Origin of the sequence: Streptomyces tauricus (assembly GCF_014650955.1) — a bacterium.
In the GTDB taxonomy this organism is placed as follows: domain Bacteria; phylum Actinomycetota; class Actinomycetes; order Streptomycetales; family Streptomycetaceae; genus Streptomyces; species Streptomyces tauricus.
Genome location: NZ_BMVY01000020.1, coordinates 1 through 18,221, shown reverse-complemented (window position 1 = coordinate 18,221; position 18,221 = coordinate 1). Strand labels below are relative to the sequence as shown.

13 protein-coding genes and 1 pseudogene are annotated in these 18,221 nt (G+C 72.4%); 9 read left to right on the top strand and 5 right to left on the bottom strand.

The genetic code is table 11. The features are described 5' to 3' along the window. Positions 1-55 precede the first annotated feature (55 nt). The 4 genes from IE278_RS26220 (at position 56) to IE278_RS26205 (ending at position 7,441) form a co-directional block, all read left to right on the top strand. On the top strand, positions 56-1,465 hold the full coding sequence (locus tag IE278_RS26220) for an APC family permease (RefSeq protein WP_189775731.1): 1,410 nt from the start codon (positions 56-58) through the stop codon (positions 1,463-1,465). Between the two features lie 289 nt (positions 1,466-1,754). Further along, positions 1,755-4,658 (top strand): alpha/beta fold hydrolase, encoded by a 2,904-nt coding sequence (locus IE278_RS26215; RefSeq protein ID WP_189775730.1) that lies wholly within the window; start codon positions 1,755-1,757, stop codon positions 4,656-4,658. After that, positions 4,655-5,518: an ABC transporter permease gene (locus tag IE278_RS26210; RefSeq protein WP_189775729.1), complete on the top strand. Its 864-nt coding sequence runs from the start codon at positions 4,655-4,657 to the stop codon at positions 5,516-5,518. Before IE278_RS26215 ends, IE278_RS26210 begins: the two co-directional genes overlap by 4 nt. Before the next feature lie 198 nt (positions 5,519-5,716). Then, the gene (locus IE278_RS26205; RefSeq protein ID WP_189775728.1) at positions 5,717-7,441 is read left to right on the top strand and encodes a vWA domain-containing protein; all 1,725 of its coding nucleotides are present in this window, start codon (positions 5,717-5,719) and stop codon (positions 7,439-7,441) included. 560 nt (positions 7,442-8,001) lie between these two features. Here IE278_RS26205 and IE278_RS26200 read toward each other — a convergent pair. After that, positions 8,002-9,744: an arabinofuranosyltransferase AftB family protein gene (locus IE278_RS26200; RefSeq protein ID WP_189775727.1), complete on the bottom strand. Its 1,743-nt coding sequence runs from the start codon at positions 9,742-9,744 to the stop codon at positions 8,002-8,004. A 143-nt stretch (positions 9,745-9,887) separates the two neighbouring features. Here IE278_RS26200 and IE278_RS26195 point away from each other — a divergent pair, with 143 nt between their 5' ends. Next, complete coding sequence (locus IE278_RS26195; protein ID WP_189775726.1) at positions 9,888-11,915, top strand: AMP-dependent synthetase/ligase; 2,028 nt, start codon at positions 9,888-9,890, stop codon at positions 11,913-11,915. A 35-nt stretch (positions 11,916-11,950) separates the two neighbouring features. Here the strand turns inward: IE278_RS26195 and IE278_RS26190 are convergent, their stop codons facing one another. Continuing rightward, complete coding sequence (locus IE278_RS26190) at positions 11,951-12,361, bottom strand: rodlin (protein ID WP_189775725.1); 411 nt, start codon at positions 12,359-12,361, stop codon at positions 11,951-11,953. A gap of 195 nt (positions 12,362-12,556) precedes the next feature. Further along, positions 12,557-12,970, bottom strand: a complete 414-nt coding sequence (locus tag IE278_RS26185) for a rodlin (protein WP_189775724.1) — start codon at positions 12,968-12,970, stop codon at positions 12,557-12,559. Between the two features lie 252 nt (positions 12,971-13,222). Here IE278_RS26185 and IE278_RS26180 point away from each other — a divergent pair, with 252 nt between their 5' ends. The 3 genes from IE278_RS26180 to IE278_RS26170 all read left to right on the top strand — a co-directional run bounded on the left by IE278_RS26180 (position 13,223) and on the right by IE278_RS26170 (position 15,161). Then, the gene (locus tag IE278_RS26180) at positions 13,223-13,639 is read left to right on the top strand and encodes a rodlin (protein WP_189775723.1); all 417 of its coding nucleotides are present in this window, start codon (positions 13,223-13,225) and stop codon (positions 13,637-13,639) included. Between the two features lie 263 nt (positions 13,640-13,902). Beyond that, positions 13,903-14,160, top strand: coding sequence for a chaplin (locus IE278_RS26175; RefSeq protein WP_189775722.1), 258 nt, complete (start codon positions 13,903-13,905; stop codon positions 14,158-14,160). Between the two features lie 104 nt (positions 14,161-14,264). Then, complete coding sequence (locus IE278_RS26170) at positions 14,265-15,161, top strand: chaplin (RefSeq protein WP_246570678.1); 897 nt, start codon at positions 14,265-14,267, stop codon at positions 15,159-15,161. 87 nt (positions 15,162-15,248) lie between these two features. Here the strand turns inward: IE278_RS26170 and IE278_RS26165 are convergent, their stop codons facing one another. Next, positions 15,249-16,508 carry an FAD-dependent oxidoreductase gene (locus IE278_RS26165; protein WP_189775721.1) on the bottom strand — a complete coding sequence of 420 codons (1,260 nt, stop codon included), beginning with the start codon at positions 16,506-16,508 and terminating at the stop codon, positions 15,249-15,251. Further along, on the bottom strand, positions 16,508-17,866 hold the full coding sequence (locus IE278_RS26160) for a carboxylate--amine ligase (RefSeq protein ID WP_189775720.1): 1,359 nt from the start codon (positions 17,864-17,866) through the stop codon (positions 16,508-16,510). Before IE278_RS26160 ends, IE278_RS26165 begins: the two co-directional genes overlap by 1 nt. A 158-nt stretch (positions 17,867-18,024) precedes the next feature. On the opposite strand from IE278_RS26160, the pseudogene IE278_RS26155 reads away from it, so the two are divergent. Beyond that, positions 18,025-18,221 (top strand): annotated as a pseudogene (locus IE278_RS26155) (hypothetical protein); the annotation flags it as partial.

Sequence of the window (18,221 nt, the reverse complement as noted above, 5' to 3'; positions counted from 1 at the left end):
CTCCCGTCCGACACCACCGCCGCACCCCGCCGCACGAGTCGATCGGAACCGCTCCATGACCGACACGCTCCGCCCTGTCGACTCCACCGCCGTCCCCGGGGCGCCGGACGGCAGTCCCCACGAGAACGGCCCCCGTACGCTCAAGCGGTCCATCGGCGTCGTCGGCGGCACCCTCCTCACGATCTCCTGCGTGACGCCGGCCTCCACGCTCTTCGTGGTCGTCCCCGACCTGTTCGGGTCCCTCGGCACGGCGACGGCCCTGACCGTCGCGATCGGCTCGCTGCTCTGTATCGCCGTGGCGTTCTGCTACTCGGAGCTGGGCACCCTCATCCCCAGCGCGGGCGGCGAGTACGCCATGGTGTCGACGATGGCCGGCCGGCTCGCGGGCTGGCTCGTCTTCGTCCTGTCGCTCCTCGTGGTGATGATCGTCCCGCCGGTGATCGCGATGGGTACGGCGGACTACCTCGCGCCCGTCGTCCACCTCGACCCGTCCTGGGCGGGCGCGGGCGTGATGGTGCTCGCCACCCTCGCGGGCCTGCTCGACCTGCGGGCCAACGCCTGGATCACCGGGATCTTCCTGGTCCTTGAGGTCATCGCGGCGGCCGTGGTGGCCGTCCTGGGCTTCGCGCACGCCGAGCGGGGCGCGGACAGCCTGGTGTCCATGGAGGTGGCCGGATCCGGCGGCCACCCGGACACCGTGACGGTGATGCTGATGGTCTCCGGACTCGCGATCGCCCTCTTCGTCACCCAGGGCTTCTCGACGGCCGTCTACCTCTCCGAGGAACTGGAGAACCCGCGCCGCAACGTGGCCCGTACGGTCCTGGCCACCCTCGCCATCTCCACGGTGATCATCCTCGTGCCGGTGGCGGCGATCACCGTGGGCGCCCCGGACCTGGCCGCGCTCACCGGCGGCGACATCAGCGGCATGGTCGCCGCCTGGTCCAACTCGGCGGTCGGCACGTTCGTCAGCCTCTGTGTGGCGCTCGCCATCATCAACGCGGGCATCGTGATGGTCATCCAGAACTCCCGCGTACTGTTCGCCTCCGCCCGGGACAAGGCGTGGCCCGCCCCGGTCAACAACGTCCTGTCCAAGCTCGGCCGCTTCGGCTCCCCGTGGGTGGCGACGCTCGTGGTGGGAATTCCCGGCGCGGTCCTGTGCTTCGTGAACCTCGACACCCTGTACGGCATCACGGGCGTCTCCGTCACCAGCATGTACATCCTGGTCGCGGTGGCCGCGCTGCTGGCCCGCCGAGGCCCCCACGCCCACACGTCCGCCTGGCGCATGCCGCTGTGGCCGGTGCTCCCGGTCCTCCTGATCGCGGTCCTGGCCTACGTCCTCACCATGCAGGACCCGACCTACCTGGCCTGGACAGGCGGCATCACAGCAGCCGCAACCCTCTACTGGGCCCTCTACCTACGCCCCCGCCACTCCACCCACTGGCTGGTAACAATCCCCAAGGACTAGAAACACGCGTGCTCGTGCCTTCAGGGGCGCGGGGAACGGCGCAATCTTCGGCTTTTCCTTCTAGGGGGCGCGGGGAACGGCGCAGTCTGTGGCTTTTGCCTTCAAGGGCGCGGGGAACGGCGCAATCCTGTCGCTGTCAGGGGCGCGGGGAACGGCGCAACAAGCCACAACGAACCCGCACCCATACCGCACCCGCGGTACACGCCAGTCCCCCGTACTCCTACGGGATACCGCCCACCTCCCCCCACCGACGGCCCACCCGCCCGGCAGGGCCCCGTACCGTTGAACCATGGATCTTCGAATGCCCGCAGCACCACGACGGTGGTTGCGAGGGCCGCGACGGTGGACCGCCGCGGCCCTCGTCGTCGTGCTCGCCGGCGCCGGCACATGGACCGCGGTCGCCGACGACGGCCCACCCGCGGTGCACCGCGCGGACCGCCTCCTCCCCACGGCGGCCGGGGTGGACATCGACACGTCGTACTTCACCGCCGGCTCCAAGGACGCCGGCCGCCGCCCCGCCGTCCTCCTGACGCACGGCTTCGGCGGCAACAAGGAGGACGTACGCAAGCAGGCGGAGGACCTCGCCCGCGACGGCTACGCGGTACTGACCTGGTCGTCCCGCAGCTTCGGAAGGTCCACGGGCAAGATCGGCCTGAACGACCCGAAGGGCGAGGTCGCCGACGTCTCCAAGCTCATCGACTGGCTCGCGAAGCGCCCCGAGGTCGAGCTCGACAAGACCGGCGACCCCCGGGTGGGCGTCGCCGGAGCCTCGTACGGCGGCGCGGTCTCGCTGCTCGCCGCCGGTTACGACCAGCGCGTGGACGCCATAGCCCCGGCGATCACGTACTGGAACCTCGCGGACGCCCTGTTCCCGAACGGCGTCTTCAAGAAGCTCTGGGCCGGGATGTTCATCAACTCCGGCGGCGGCTGCGACACGTTCGAGGCGAGCCTCTGCGAGATGTACGAGCGTGTCGCGGAGTCCGGCAAGCCCGACGCGGCGGCCATGAAACTCCTCCAGGAGCGCAGCCCCTCCGCCGTCGGCGACCGCATCAAGGTCCCCACGCTCATCATGCAGGGCCAGACCGACTCCCTCTTCCCGCTCGACCAGGCCGACAAGATCGCCAAGGCCGTCAGGGCGAACGGCGCCCCCGTGGACGTCGACTGGATCGCCGGCGGCCATGACGGCGGCGACATGGAGACGGACCGCCTGCACGCACGCGTGACCTCGTGGTTCGACCGCTACCTCAAGGACGACAAGAACGCCGACACGGGCCCCGCGTTCCGCGTCACCCGCACCGGCGGCATCGACTCGACCGACGGCGGCGCCCAGTTGCGCGGCGCCGACGCGGACACCTACCCCGGCCTGACCGGCGGCGACCGGCAGGTGGCGCTGAGCGGACGCGAGCAGAAGTTCTCCAACCCGGCCGGCGCCAGCCCGCCCGGCATCTCGGCGCTGCCCGGTCTCGGCGGCGCGGGCGGCCTCTCCCAGCTGTCCTCGCTCGGCGTCGGGGTGTCACTCGACTTCCCCGGGCAGTTCGCGCGCTTCGACTCCAAGGCAGTGACGAAGGACCTGCGGATCACCGGCTCGCCCACCGTGACGGTGAACGTGAAGTCGACGACCGACGAGGCCGTCCTCTTCGCCAAGGTGTACGACGTCGGCCCCGGCGGCCGGCAGCAGGTCCTGCCGTCCCAGCTGGTCACCCCGGTCCGCGTCACGACCGACGACGAGAACGGCAAGGACGTCCGGCTGACCCTGCCCGCCATCGACCACGAGGTGCAGGAGGGCCACCGTCTGCGCCTGGTCCTCGCCTCGACCGACCTCGGCTACGCGTCCCCGGCGGCCCCGGCCACGTACACCGTCTCCCTGAAGAGCGACCTCGCCGTGCCGACCGCGCCCGCTGTGACGACCGCGGCCGCCTCGCTGCCGGCCTGGGTGTGGTGGCTGCCGATCGCCGGTGCGCTGACCGCGCTCGCCCTGCTCCTGACGGGCCGCCGCCGGACCACCGCGACCCCGCCCGACCCGGCGCTCGCCGAGGTCCCGCTCCAGATCACCGACCTGAGCAAGCGGTACGCGAAGTCGGCGGACCGCTATGCCGTCCAGGACCTGTCGTTCCGCGTGGAGAAGGGCCAGGTACTCGGTCTGCTCGGCCCGAACGGCGCGGGCAAGACCACCACCCTGCGCATGCTCATGGGCCTCATCAAGCCCGACGGCGGCGAGATCCGCGTCTTCGGGCACGCGATCCGGCCGGGCGCGCCGGTCCTCTCCCGGGTCGGCGCCTTCGTGGAGGGCGCGGGCTTCCTCCCGCACCTGTCCGGCCGCGAGAACCTGGACCTGTACTGGCAGGCCACCGGCCGTCCGCCCGAGGACGCCCACCTGGAGGAGGCGCTGGAGATCGCGGGCCTGGGCGACGCGCTGGCCCGCGCGGTCCGCACGTACTCCCAGGGCATGCGACAGCGCCTGGCCATCGCCCAGGCCATGCTCGGCCTCCCCGACCTGCTGATCCTCGACGAGCCGACGAACGGCCTCGACCCGCCCCAGATCCGCGAGATGCGCGAGGTGATGATCCGTTACGCGGCGGCCGGGCGCACGGTCATCGTGTCCAGCCATCTCCTCGCCGAGGTCGAGCAGTCCTGTACGCATCTGGTCGTCATGGACCGGGGCCGACTGGTCCAGGCAGGACCGGTCCACGAGATCATCGGCTCGGGCGACACCCTCCTCGTCGGCCTCGCGGCCGATGTCCCGGACCCGCTGGTGGAAAAGGTGGCGGCGCTCCCGGGCGTCGACTCGGCGACCCGCACGGACGACGGACTGCTGATACGGCTGACCGCGCGGGGCGCGACGGTGAGTTCCGGGACAGCGGCTCTCGGGGCGGCGAGTTCCGGGACGACACTGTCCGGAACGGCAAGTTCCGGAACGGCGGTTGTCGACTCCGCGGCCGGTACCGACTCCGCGGCAGTCGTCGGATCCACGGCCGGTACCGACTCCGCGACCGCCGTCGACTCCACGACTGGTATCGACTCCGCGATCGTCGTCGCATCCGGGGCCGTCATCGACCCCGCGGCCGTCGACGACTCCGCGGCGGCCGCCCGGCTCCTCGTGGAGCTGGTCCGGCTGGAGGTACCGGTGGCCTCCCTCGGCCCCCACCGCCGCCTGGAGGACGCGTTCCTGACCCTGATCGGAGGCTCCGCGTGAGCACACTTGTAGAGCGTGCCGAAGTGGCGGACGGCTACCGGGCCGGGCGGACACTCCCGCTGCGGGTCGAGCTGATGCGCCAGTTGAAGCGGCGCCGCACGCTGGTCATGGGGGCGATCCTCGCCGCCCTGCCGTTCGTGCTGGTGGTGGCCTTCGCGATCGGCGGCCAGCCGGAGGGCCGCGAGGGCCGGGTCAGCCTCATGGACACGGCCACGGCGTCGGGCGCCAACTTCGCCGCGACGAACCTCTTCGTCTCGGCGGGCTTCCTGCTGGTCATCCCGGTCGCGCTGTTCTGCGGCGACACCATCGCCTCGGAGGCCAGCTGGTCCTCCCTGCGCTACCTGCTCGCCGCACCCGTGCCGAGGGCCCGCCTCCTGTGGTCCAAGCTCGTGGTGGCGCTCGGCCTCAGCCTCGCCGCGATGGTGCTGCTGCCGGTGGTCGCGCTGGTGGTGGGCTCGGTCGCGTACGGCTGGGGTCCGCTGGAGATCCCCACCGGCGGCTCCCTGTCCGCGGGCACGGCGGCCCAGCGCCTCGTGATCGTGATCGCGTTCATCTTCGCGTCCCAACTGGTCACCGCCGGGCTCGCGTTCTGGCTGTCCACCAAGACCGACGCCCCGCTGGGCGCGGTGGGAGGCGCGGTCGGCCTGACGATCGTCGGGAACGTACTGGACGCGGTGACCGCCCTCGGCGACTGGCGCCACTTCCTGCCCGCGCACTGGCAGTTCGCGTGGGCCGACGCGGTGCAGCCCAACCCCGAATGGGGCGGCATGATCCAGGGCACGGCGGTCTCCGTCACGTACGCGCTGGTGCTGTTCGCCCTCGCCTTCCGCGGGTTCGCCCGCAAGGACGTGGTGTCGTAGTCCCCTTCTGACCTTCTGAAACCGCCGTACGGGCCCTTCGGACACCTTCAGGTCTCCGGAGGATCACCCACCGGTCTCGACGGCCGCCCACCGTGGCCGCATCGAGATCCATCCGCAACGCCTTGGGCCGCTCCTTCCGCCCGCCTCGGCCGTCACAGTCACAGACGTCGGCTCACAGCGGTCACCGAGGGGACACACATGAGGCGCACCGAACGGCATCGGACAGAGCGGTTCGACACACGGGGAGGACCGCCGGGCTCGCGGCGGCAGCAACGGCAGCGGCGGCGGGTGCGCGGCGCGCTCGTCGCCGCGACCGTCTCCCTCGGGCTCCTGCTCACCGCCTGCGGCGGTGGAGTGGGCGAGGACTCGAACGACGGGGGCAGCGGCAAGGCCCGGCAGGACAACGGCTTCCCGGCCCCCGCCCCGGCTCAGCCGACCGGTCCGCCGGACATGGACGGCGGGACCGGCCAGGGCGACCAGGGCGGCCAGGGCGATGAGCGGAAGGGCGAACTCCGGGAGACCGCGCCGCCGGCCGACTACCTGTCCACGTTCGCCCTGGACGTCGACACCGCGTCGTACGGCTACGCGCGGCGGACTCTGCGGGAGGGCCGGCGGCCCGATCCGTCGACGGTCCGCCCCGAGGAGTTCGTCAACAGCTTCCGCCAGAACTACGAGCGCCCCGACGGCAACGGCTTCACGGTCACGATGGACGGCGCCCGCACGGCAGCCGCAGACACCCCCTCGCGAGAGGAGGACTACTCAGGCTCTTCCGACTCCTTCGGCCAGGAGAACCGGGACTGGCGCTTCCTCCGGGTCGGCCTCGCCACCCGAGGGGCCGAGGACAGCGGCGAACGGCCGCCGGCCGCCCTCACCTTCGTCATCGACGTCTCCGGTTCCATGGCGGAACCGGGCCGGCTCGACCTGGCCAAGGAATCCCTGGACGTGATGACGGACCGGCTGCGCGACGACGACGCGGTCGCGCTCGTCGCGTTCAGCGACGAGGCACGGACCGTGCTTCCGATGACGCGCCTGGGCGACCACCGGGGCCGCGTCCACGAGGCGATCGACACCCTCGAACCCACCGACTCGACCAACCTCGGCGCGGGCGTCGCGACCGGCTACCGCACGGCCGTGGACGGGCTGCGCGAAGGCGCCACCAACCGGGTCGTGCTGCTCTCCGACGCCCTCGCCAACACCGGTGAGACCGACGCCGACGCCATCCTCGACCGGATCGCGGACGCCCGCCGCGCGCACGGCATCACGCTCTTCGGGGTCGGCGTGGGCAGCGACTACGGCGACGCGCTGATGGAACGCCTCGCGGACAAGGGAGACGGCCACACCACGTACGTGTCGAGTGCGGAGGAGGCCCGCAAGGTCTTCTGCGACGAACTGCCGCGCAACATCGACCTCACCGCGCGGGACGCCAAGGCGCAGGTCGCCTTCGACCCGGCGACGGTGGACCAGTTCCGGCTGATCGGCTACGACAACCGGCAGGTCGCCGACGAGGACTTCCGCGACGACCGGGTGGACGGCGGCGAGACCGGTCCCGGCCACACGGTGACGGCGCTGTACGCGGTACGGGTCAAGCCGGGGGCGAGGGGGCACGTGGCCACCGCGACCGTGCGGTGGCTCGACCCCTCGACCCGGGTCCCGCACGAGGAGACGGGCCGGGTGGAGGCGGACTCCCTCGACGGGCCGCTCTGGGGCCCGACGACGGCGCGCAGCGGGCTCCAGGTCACGGCGGTCGCGGCGTACTTCGCGGACGCGCTGCGCGCGGGCGACGGCCGATGGAGTGCGCTCCCGGGCGCGCTACCACTACCCGAACTGGCCCGCCACGCGAAGGCTCTGGCCTCAACAACGGAGAGCCCCGCAATCCAACAACTGTCCTCCACAATCACCCAGGCCTCCACCCTGAACACCTAACCCAGCCGGGCCCCTGAGCCGGGGGGTGGGACCTGAGGCGGAGGGATGGGTGCGGCTCGGCGGGGGCTGACTGACCGCGCAGTTCCCCGCGCCCCTGGGGGGGGGTGGGGCTTGAGGCGGAGGATCGGGTGCGGCTCGGTTGGGGTTGGCCGCGCAGTTCCCCGCGCCCCTAAAAGCCGCCCCGCCGCCCAGGCGCGCCCGAAGGGGCGCGGGGAACTGCGCGCTCAACCCTGACTGGCCCGCACGTTTCGGCGAGGGGTGCCCGTGGCCCACCTCCAGGGGCGCGGGGAACGGCGCAGCTCAGCCCTGACCGACCCACACATTTCGGCGGGGGTGCCCGCGTCCCACCTCCAGGGGCGCGGGGAACGGCGCAGCTCAGCCCTGACCGACCCGCACGTCTCGGCGAGGGTGCCCGTGTCCCACCTTCAGGGGCGCGGGGAACGGCGCGGGCAACCCTCACGTACCCGCACCATTCCCTCGACGGGTGGTCCTCCTACCGAAGGGGCGCGGGGAACGGCGCAACCAGCCCCACCCAACCGCACCCGCCCCCCGACCGGAGGTCACCCGCACAGCTCCCCGGCCGCCCGCCCCGCGTCATTCGGAAAGCGGAACGACGTCCGCTCCCACGCCCCCGCGACGTTCCGCAGGAAGCGCCCTACCGTCAACCGCCCCCGCACAGCCCCGTCCAGCTCGGCCAGAGCCCCGCACCGCAGGGCCCGCCGCGCCGCGGCGACCTCGGCCGGGCGGACCCAGGAGGGCGCCCTCACCCCCCGGTCGGCCACCAGCCAGGCCACCGGCAGATGCTTGTCATGGCCCACCCGCCCCGCCCCGACCCGCTCGGAGTGCGCCGCCAGGGGATACGCGAGCCCGATCGGATCCAGCGCGGCCCCGTCCAGGGGAACGACCGAGCCGTTGAGCCCCAGCACCACATAACTGGCCGTCACCCCGCCCGAGGAACCCCTCACCCACCCGTCCTTGCCCAGCACCAGCACCGCCGCCCCCGAACGACCCGCCTCCGCCACCTGACGCGCGTACCGCAGATGGTGCGGCGCCCCCGCGAAGGTGTGCCGCACGGGATGCGGATCGGCGTTGTGACGCACGTACACGCCCCGCTCGTCCGCGATCCCCGCCGGCCCGATCTGCCCGCCGTACGGCATCCGCAGCCAGCCCGCGCAGACCACCGCCCACACTCCGACACCGACCGCGGCCAGCGTGCCCACCCGGGTCGCCGGTACGACGAAGACGGGCAGCAGCATCAACAGCAGCCCCGGCAGCAGCATCCGCCCGTGCATGAAGTCCCCGCCGACCTTCACCACGTACAGCCAGCACAGCGCCCCGGCGACGACCGGCGCGAGGACGGGAACGACCCGCGCCACCCCGGCCCCGCGAAGCCGGCCGCGCCCGCACAGGGACAGCACCGCCGCCGCCACGAACACCGCGGGCACCCACAGCAGATAGGGCTGCGCGAAGTCCCCGAGATAGACCAGCCCCCGCCCCCACAGGCTCTGCGAGGCCTCCTTCGTCACGGCGGGCAGCGGCACCAGATGCCCGTAGTACCCGGCCCGGAACACCTCGTACGCGACCGGCAGCGCCCCCGCCGCCCCCGCCCCCGCGAACGCCCTGCGCCACGACGGCCGTACGAGCAGCCACTGCGCGGCCAGGAACACCACGGTCACCAGCCCCAGATCGGGCCGCACCAGAGGCCCGAGCCCGATGACCGCGGACGTGCCGAGCGAGCCGGGCCGCGCCGTCAGCGCCAGCCACGCCCCCGCGATCCAGCACGTGGCGAGCCCCGTCTCCAGCCCCGACGTCGCGAAGTCCCACACGGGCGGCAGCCCGAGCAGCACCAGCGACCCCAGCGGCACGGCCACCCGCACCCCGCCGTACGTCCGCAGCGCGCCGATCCCCGCGAGCGCGAACCCGGCGGCGGTCAGCAGCAGCCCCCCGTACACCGCCGCCGACGCCGGATCGACCCCCGCCGCCCCGGCCGCGACGAGCAGCCACTGCCACAGGGTGCCGGTCGACGACTCCACCCGCTCACCCGCGTTGAACACGGGCCCGTTCCCCGCGAGCACCTGCCGCACGGTCCGTACGTAGATGTAGGCGTCGTCGGACATCCACCGCCGCCGGAACCCCGCGTACGCGACGAGGAGCGCGGGCACGGCCCACACCGCCACCCGCAGCCGGCCCGCCCACGCGGTACCGGGCCCGGACCCGGGCGGCGACAGGACGGACGACGAGGGCGGACGGCTCCTGCCGTAGAGGAAGTACGAGGGGCGGGCGGGGGAGTGCGTCGACGTCATGATCCGTTCATCGGCCCTCGTCCGGCCGAGCTTGACGGACCTGTTGAAAATCCCCTACGCATGAGTAAGTTTACTCCACAGTAAGTAAGCGTCACCGCAACGAGTGAGCGCCACCGCACCGCGAGCCGCCACCGGGAGCCGTCATGGGCGTACGCAGGGAACTGAAACAGGCGAAGAGGCGCACCGATCCGAGGGGCCGCGTCCAGGTCGACCTCACGAGGGACGAGAGCGGCGCGGTCCGCGAGGCGCGCATGCCCGCCCTCGCCCCGCGACCCACCACCGGCAGCATCGCCGACCTGCCCTTCACCAACGCGGCCGAGGCTCCCGACGCCGTGGTCCTCCGCCGCCGGGAAGGCGACACCTGGCAGCCGGTGACCGCCGCCGCCTTCGCCCGTGAAGTCACCGCCGTGGCCAAGGGGTTGATCGCCGCGGGCCTGGAACCGGGCGGCCGCGTCGCGGTGATGTCCCGTACCCGCTACGAGTGGACGCTCCTCGACTTCGCGATCTGGGCCGCGGGCGGCCTGTCCGTCCCGGTGTATCCCACCTCCTCGCCCCAGCAGATCGAGTGGATCGTCCGGGACTCCGCCACCCGCTTCGCCGTCGTCGAGACACCGGGGAACGCGGCGGCGGTCACGACCGGCACGGCCGACCACCCGGCACCACCCCGCATCTGGCAACTCGACGCCGGTGCAGGAACCGACGGAACCGGCACCGGCGGGACCGGGGGCGCCGTCGCCGAACTCACGGCCCTGGGCCGTGACATCCCCGACGAGGAGGTCACCAAGCGCCGCGCCGCCCTCGCCCCCGACACCGTCGCGACGATCTGCTACACCTCCGGCACCACCGGCCGCCCCAAGGGCTGCGTCCTCACCCACGCCAACCTGTACGCCGAGGCCGCGAACACCGTCGAACTCCTCCACCCCGTCTTCAAGGAGGTCACCGGCCAGCAGGCCTCGACCCTCCTCTTCCTCCCGCTCGCCCACATCCTGGGCCGCACCCTCCAGATCTCCTGCCTGATGGCCAGGATCGAGCTGGGCCACTTCCCGAGCATCAAGCCCGACGAACTCCGCCCGGCGCTGCGGGGGTTCAGGCCCACGTTCCTGGTCGGCGTGCCCTACCTCTTCGAGAAGATCCACGGCACCGGCCGCGCCACCGCCGAACGCATCGGCCGCGGCGCCTCCTTCGACCGCGCGCACCGCGTCGCCGTCCGCTTCGGCGAACTGCACCTGGACAAGTTCCTCGGCCGCGGCAAGGGCCCAGGGCCCGGCCTCTACGCCGCCTGGGCCCTGTACGACCTGCTGGTCTACCGCCGGGTCCGCAAGGAGATCGGCGGCCGTACGCGCTACGCCATCAGCGGCGGCTCCCCGCTCGACCGCGAACTCAGCCTCTTCTTCTACGCCGCGGGGATCCTCGTCTACGAGGGCTACGGTCTGACCGAGACCACCGCCGCCGCGACGATCGTCCCGCCCCTTCGGCCCCGCCCCGGCACGGTGGGCCTCCCCGTCCCGGGCACGGCCGTGCGTATCGCCGACGACGGCGAGGTGCTCATCAAGGGCGGCATCGTCTTCGGCTCCTACTGGAACGACCCGGCCGCCACCGACGCGGTACTGGCCGACGAGTGGTTCGCGACCGGCGACCTGGGTTCGCTCGACGAGGACGGCTACCTCACCATCACCGGCCGCAAGAAGGACATCCTCGTCACCTCGGGCGGCAAGAACGTCTCCCCGGCCGTCCTGGAGGACAGGCTGCGCAGCCGGCCCCCCGTCGGCCAGTGCGTGGTCGTCGGCGACAACCGCTCCTACATCGCCGCCCTGATCACCCTGGACCGCGAGGACCTCACCCACTGGCTGTACGTCCGCGGGATGCCGGCCGACACCCCGCTGTCCGACCTGATCCACGATCCCCGGTTGCGCGCCGACGTCCAGAAGGTCGTGGACCACGCGAACCAGGCCGTCTCCAGGGCCGAGTCGATCCGCGACTTCGCCCTGGTCGAGGGCGAGTTCACCGAGGAGAACGGCCTGCTCACCCCGTCCCTGAAGATCAAGCGCCACGCGGTGACGGCGGCGTACGCGCGGGACATCGAGACGCTCTACGACAACCCGTCGCAGGCCCGGGAACAGCACGTGTCGGAACACCACGCACGGGAACAGCGGGCCACCCCCGAGGGGTGACCCGCTGTTCGCGGAGCATGGTGGAGCTGGGAAGGTCAGCTTCCGGCAGCGCCGTTGCCCGAGAGCACCGGGATGTTGTCCAGGATGTGCGACAGGGGCTCGTCGCCCTTCGCCTGGGTGGAGTTCTCGGTGCACTGCTGGTTCTGCGGGGCCGACAGGATCGGCACGTCCTGCAGAACGGTGATCGGCACGAGACCGACGAGCGACGCCAGGTTGGCCTTGACCGGCAGACCGACACACGGCTTGTTCAGCGTGCCCTGCACGAGCGAGAGCTGGGGGCTCATCTTGCCGTGCGTGGCCTGGTTGCCGTACTTCTGGACGGAACCGTTGCCGTTGGCGGTGGTGACGCCGTCGTCGTTGCCGATGGCCAGCGCCTGGGGCGCGCCAGCGGCCGACAGACCGGCGACAGAGGCGGCAATGGCCGCGGTCGCCATCAGCTTCTTCATTTTCGTTCCCTTTCGGAGAGTGGCCCCCGTGACGGAGCCGCATATTCATCAACAGTGCGGTGGACGGTGCGGTTGCGGGGTTTGCCCCGATTGGCCCACAGGCTTTCCTCGGGACCGGAGCTACGCGCCGCCGTTGACGTGGCAGGGGGAGCGGGCCGCCGGGAAGGCCGGCGGCCCGCTGGGTGATGCGGCAGATCAGCTGCCGGAGGCGCCGTTGCCCGAGAGCACCGGGATGTTGCTGAGGATGTGCGAGAGGGGCTCGTCGCCCTTCGCCTGCGTGGAGTTCTCGGTGCACTGCTGGTTCTGCGGGGCCGACAGGATCGGCACGTCCTGGGCGACCGTGATCGGCACCAGGCCGACGAGCGAGGCCAGGTTGGCCTTGGCCGGCAGGCCGATGCAGGGCTTGTTGAGCGAGCCCTGGATGAGCGCCATCTGCGGGCTCATGTCGCCGTAGGTGGCCTGGTTGCCGTAGATCTGCGCGGCGTGGTTGCCGTTGGCGGTGGTGACGCCGTTGTCGTTGCCGATCGCCATCGCCTGGGGCGCGGCGGCAGCCGAAACACCGGCGACGGAAGCGGCGACCGCCGCGGCAGCCATAACCTTCTTGATCACTTGCTGGTCCCTTCTGGAGTAACCCCGTCCACCGGAGCGACCTGGACAACTCCGTCCGGCCCGCATAGTTGCTCCGATTCACTCCGATGGCCCATTTGGGAAGGCCGTTTGTCCTACACACGCGCGCGAGACTTTCCGTGAATTACGGGCCGTCGAACGGGCCAACCGGGTGACACCTCGAAACCAATCGGCCCGCCTCCGGTTGATGCGGGAGCAGGAACACGGGTCTCTGCACAGGAAAGGACCGGAGAAATGCTCAAGAAGGCAATGGCCACGGCGGCGGTCGCCGCTTCTGTCGTCGGTGTCTCGGCGGCGGGTGCCCCGCAGGCGCTTGCCATCGGCAACGACAGCGGCGTCACCACCGCCAACGGCAACCACGCCGAGCAGGTGTACGGCAACGCCAAGGCGGAGGGCGAGATGAGCCCCCAGGGCCAGCTCGTGCAGGGTTCGCTCAACAAGCTCTGCCTCGGGGTGCCGGTCAAGGCCAACCTGGCCTCGCTCGTGGGCGTCCTGGTGCCGGTCACCGTTCTGCAGGACGTGCCGATCCTGTCGGCCCCGCAGAACCAGCAGTGCGCCGAGAACTCCACCCAGGCGAAGGGCGACGAGCCGATCTCGCACCTCCTGAGCAACATCCCGGTGCTCTCGGGCAACGGCGCTTCGGGCAGCTGATCCGCCGTCGCGAGGACCGCCCGGGCCGCCCCGCCGCGCTGTGCGGCGGGGCCGCCCGGGTTCGTCGGGATTATTTTCTGTTTTCCTTTTCTGTCTTTGTGAAGTGACGTTTCGCCATCCATTCCGCTCCCGGCGTTCGGGTGAAATACCGGAGAGTCGCACTTTCTGTAGTTTCTTCGTCCCCCGTCCCCTCGTTCAACAGCCCGCAGGTCATGGTGCGAGTCGTTCAGGCTGGGCTCGTCCGGTTTCGGCCGTCATTGGGCATGACCGCAGAGAAAGGGAAGTACGTGAAGCACAAGAAGAGTGCCGTCGTCATCGCCGGCGCGATCATGGCCATGGGCATGGCCGCCCCGGCCTTCGCCGACTCCGAGGCCGAGGGTGCCGCCGTCGGCTCGCCCGGCGTCCTCTCCGGCAACGTTCTCCAGGTGCCCGTGCACATTCCTGTCAACGTGTGCGGCAACTCGATCAACGTGATCGGCCTGCTGAACCCGGCGTTCGGCAACGTGTGCGTCAACGACTGACGTCGTAACGCACCAGCCGAACGGCTGAGTCACGCCGGCCTTGGACCGCTTTCCGGTGCCAAGGCCGGCTTTTCCCACTTCTACCAGCAGAGAAGACAACGAAGTTGCGACAGACCCTGAGCAAGGGAATGGTCGCGGCCGCCGCCGCGACGAGCATCTTGTCCCTGTACGCCTCCCAGGCGTTCGCGGACTCGGACGGGCACGCCGTCGCGGCGGACTCGCCCGGAGTGCTGTCCGGCAACAACGTGCAGGCACCGGTGGGCGTGCCCGTGAACGCGTGCGGCAACTCCGCGAACGCGGCCGCCGGCCTCAACCCGTCGTTCGGCAACTCCTGCGCCACCCCCACCGGCAAGCACCGCAAGCCGGACGGGCCCCGCCACGGAGCCCCGGCCGGTTACGGCTCGGACCACGGCGGCGGTTCCGGCCGCGGACACGGCACGGACCACGGTTACGGCTCGGATCAGGGCGGCGGCTCCGGCCACCACGGAGGCGGCTCCTCCACGCACGGCGGTACGCACGAGGCGCCCGGCGTCGGGTCGGGCAACACCGACGAGGCCCCGGTGGACGCTCCGGCCAACGCGTGCGGTGACAGCGCGGACGCGGCCGGGCTGCTGAACCCCGCGTTCGGCGGCAGGTGCGGGCACGACGGACCGAAGGGCTACGGCGACGACGACACCCCGCCGTCCGGGCGCCCGTCCACGCCGCCCCACACGACACCTCCGCACACCACCCCGCCGACGACCACGCCCCCCGAGACGGGTCCGCCCGGGACGGTGCCGCCCACCACGGGGCCCCCGTCGACGGTGCCGCCCACCACGGGTACGCCGGGAGCGCCGCATCCGTCGTCCCCGCACTCCCCGCCCTCCTCCGGCGCGAGCCCCTGGCCGGAGCTGGCGCACACCGGTGTCGACGGGATGCTCGCGGCCTCGGCCGCCGGCGCGGGTCTGCTGCTCGGGGGAGCGGTCCTGTACCGACGCAACCGGGCCGCGTCCCGCCGCTGACGACACGCCGGGTGCCGGGTGCCGGGTTGCGGGACGCCACCCGCCCGGCACCCGGCGCCCGGCACCCGGCATGTGGCGTCCGGGCGGTCAGCGTCCCGCCGCTCCCAGCACCCCGCGCCGCTCCCGCGCGCCCGGCAGGGGCAGGAGGACCGGTCCCGTACGGAGCCGGCGCCGCACTCCCCGTACGAGGGTCCGGGCCGTGAACGTGGCGCCGTGCACGAACCGCATGGCCGGGCCGAAGCCGGCCGCCGTGACCAGGCCCGCCATGAAGAGCCCCGGCCAGGACGACTCGAACTCCCGCCCCACGTAAGGGGAACCGTCGGGTGAGGCGGTCAGGCCGTCGTGCACGTCCGCCGTCAGGATCCCCAGGCGTTCCCGGGTCGGTTTGAACCCCGTGGCGGCGATGACGTGTTCGGTGTCCAGGGACGTCAGCCCACCGTCCGGGCCGAGCACTTCGAGGCGTACGCCGCCTCCGGACCCGTAGGCCGCCGCGATCTCGTGGCCCAGCAGCAGCTCGACGGACGGCTCGACCCGGTCGCGGATCCACCAGGCACCCGCGGGGCCGAGTGCCGTGGTGGCGATCCGGGCGCGGGTGGGCTCGGGGAGGCGGCGGAACGCGCCGGGGCGTTCGGCGTAGAACCAGTTGCGCCAGCCGGGGCCGAGGCCGCTGTGCGGGGCGCGGGCCGACTGCCACCACGGGCGTTCCCAGGGCGGCGGCACGTCGTTCCAGGAGAGGCCGGGGGCCCGGGCCACGATCCGGACGCGGGTGCCCTGTTCGGCGAGCAGGGCCGCCGTCTCCAGCGCGGCCTGGCCACCGCCGACCACGGTGACGTCCTTGCCCGCGAACCGGTCCAGATCGCTGTGATGACTGCTGTGCGAGAGGTGCTCGGGCGCCAACTCGCGCAGACTGGCCGGGACTTCGGTGAAGGGGAGCACGCCGACCGCCAGCGCGACCGTCCTCGCGCGCACGGCCGCGCCGTCCTCGGTGACCGCCTCGAAACCGCCCGGGCAGGGGTGGATGTGCGCGATCGTGCGCTCGTCCACCTCCGGGACCGAGTGCCGCGCGAACCACAGCCCGTACGCGGCGAACACCTCGACCGGGATGGGTGCCCCGTGCCGGGCCTCCACCCCCTGTTCCGCGCAGTAGGCGGCCAGGCTCAGCCGGCCCTCGGGATCCGAGAGGTTGGAGGCCCAGGGTTCGGACTTGAGGAACATGCCGCGGGGCATGTGGTCGCGCCAGGAGGCCATGGGCCGGCCGAACACCCGCAGGCTCAGACCGGCCGCCGCGGCATGGGAGGCGATGGACAGGCCGTAGGGGCCGGCTCCCACCACCAGCAGGTCGTACATCAGTGACTGCTCGCTTTCTCTTCGTCGGACAGGGGCTTGACGGACAGGGACTTCACGGACAGGGCGTCCGCGGAGAGGGGCTTCACGGACGGGAACGGGTGGTCCGGGCGCAGGTGACCCACGTCGGAAGGTGCGGTCTGCCGTACCGGGTGCGCGTCGGTGGCCGGCGCGGGGGCCGTGCGGCGGACGAGGTCCAGCAGTCGACGGGCCGCGCGCCGGACCACGTGGCGGGACCACAGCGCCCACAGGGCGGCCCCGGGCGCGAGGTCGTCCCGGGCGTGCCAGGCCAGTTCGCTCCCGCGGCGGAAGGCCGCCGAGAGCGGCGCGTAGTTCTCCACCACGAAGGTCCGGCCCGGGAGGGGGACGGGCGCCGGCAGCCGACGGTGGGTCAGGTCCAGGTGCAGGGCCCGCACCACGTCGAGCCCCGCCCCGTCGGCGAACAGCCGGAACTGCGCGCCGGGCCGCGGATTGAAGTCGAGCAGGTGGTAGGCGCCGGTCGAGCCGTCGCGGCGGAAGTCCAGGTCGAGGATGCCGCGGTAGCCGAGCGCCGCGACCAGCCGTTCCGCCGACGCCCGCACGGCCGGGTTCGGCGTCCAGCGGCCCACCGCGGTCAGGCCGGCGCCACGCGGCCAGGCCAGCTGCTTGCGGCCCGCGCCGCCGCCGCGCACCGCCCCGGACCGGTCCACGTACCCGTGGAAGAACCAGTCCCGGTCGGGGCCCGGCGGCAGGAACGCCTGGAGCAGCAGCCGGCTGCCCGCCTCCTCGGCCCGCCCGCACAGGGTCCGCGCCTCCCGGGCGGAGGTCAGCACCGTCGTGCTGCGCAAGTCCGAACCTGCGGGCAGCAGCCAGGGACGGCTCCACTTCGCGACCACCGGCAGCCCCAGCCGACGGACCGCCGAGTCCACCTGCGCGGGCCCGTCCGGGACCAGCGTCAGCGGGTGCGCGATGCCCGCGGACTCGCAGACGGCGGCCAGTTCGGCCTTGTCCGCGACCCGCTCGGCGAGACCCGCGGGGGCGAAGGGCAGCAGGAAACGGGGCGAGAGCTCGGCCCGCAGCCGGTCCACGGCCACGGCGCTCGCGTCATCCATGGGGATCAGTACGGCGGGCCGGCCCACCCGCGCCGCCACTCGGCGCAACGTCGACGCGATCTCGGACGGCGGGGCCCCGGGCGCGGGCGGCGGATGCATCCGGCACACGAAACGGGAGGCGCGCACCGGACTTCCGCTGGAATCCGCTACCAGGTGTACGTCGATTCCTGCCCGGCCGAGCGAGCGTACGGCTCCCAGCGTGCCGTGGTGAAAGGGATTCCGGTCGGTGCGCAGCAGTACGGCGGGCACGCGGATGTCGAAGGACGGCATGGGTATGTTTCCTTGGGATCGCTTCTGGTTCTTCGCTTCTGATTTCTCACCCGTGCGGGTGAGCGGGCATTCACCCGGCGCCCGGCCTCGGTTGGCGCAATTCGCATTCATATGACTGAGTGTCAGTGGACGGTGGAAATGAAGCGCGAGGAGTGGACATGGCCCCACTGCAACGGACCCGAACCAGACGGCCGGCGTACGTCGCCGCCGTACTCACCGCCGGACTCTTCGCCTCGGCCGCCCTCGCGTCCGGGACGGGGTACGCGTCGGCCACGCGGACGGTGGAGCCGCCCGCACCGCCGCCGCCCGCGCCCACCGGTGTCGTGGCGCCGGTCGCCGCGCCGGCCGTGCCGGT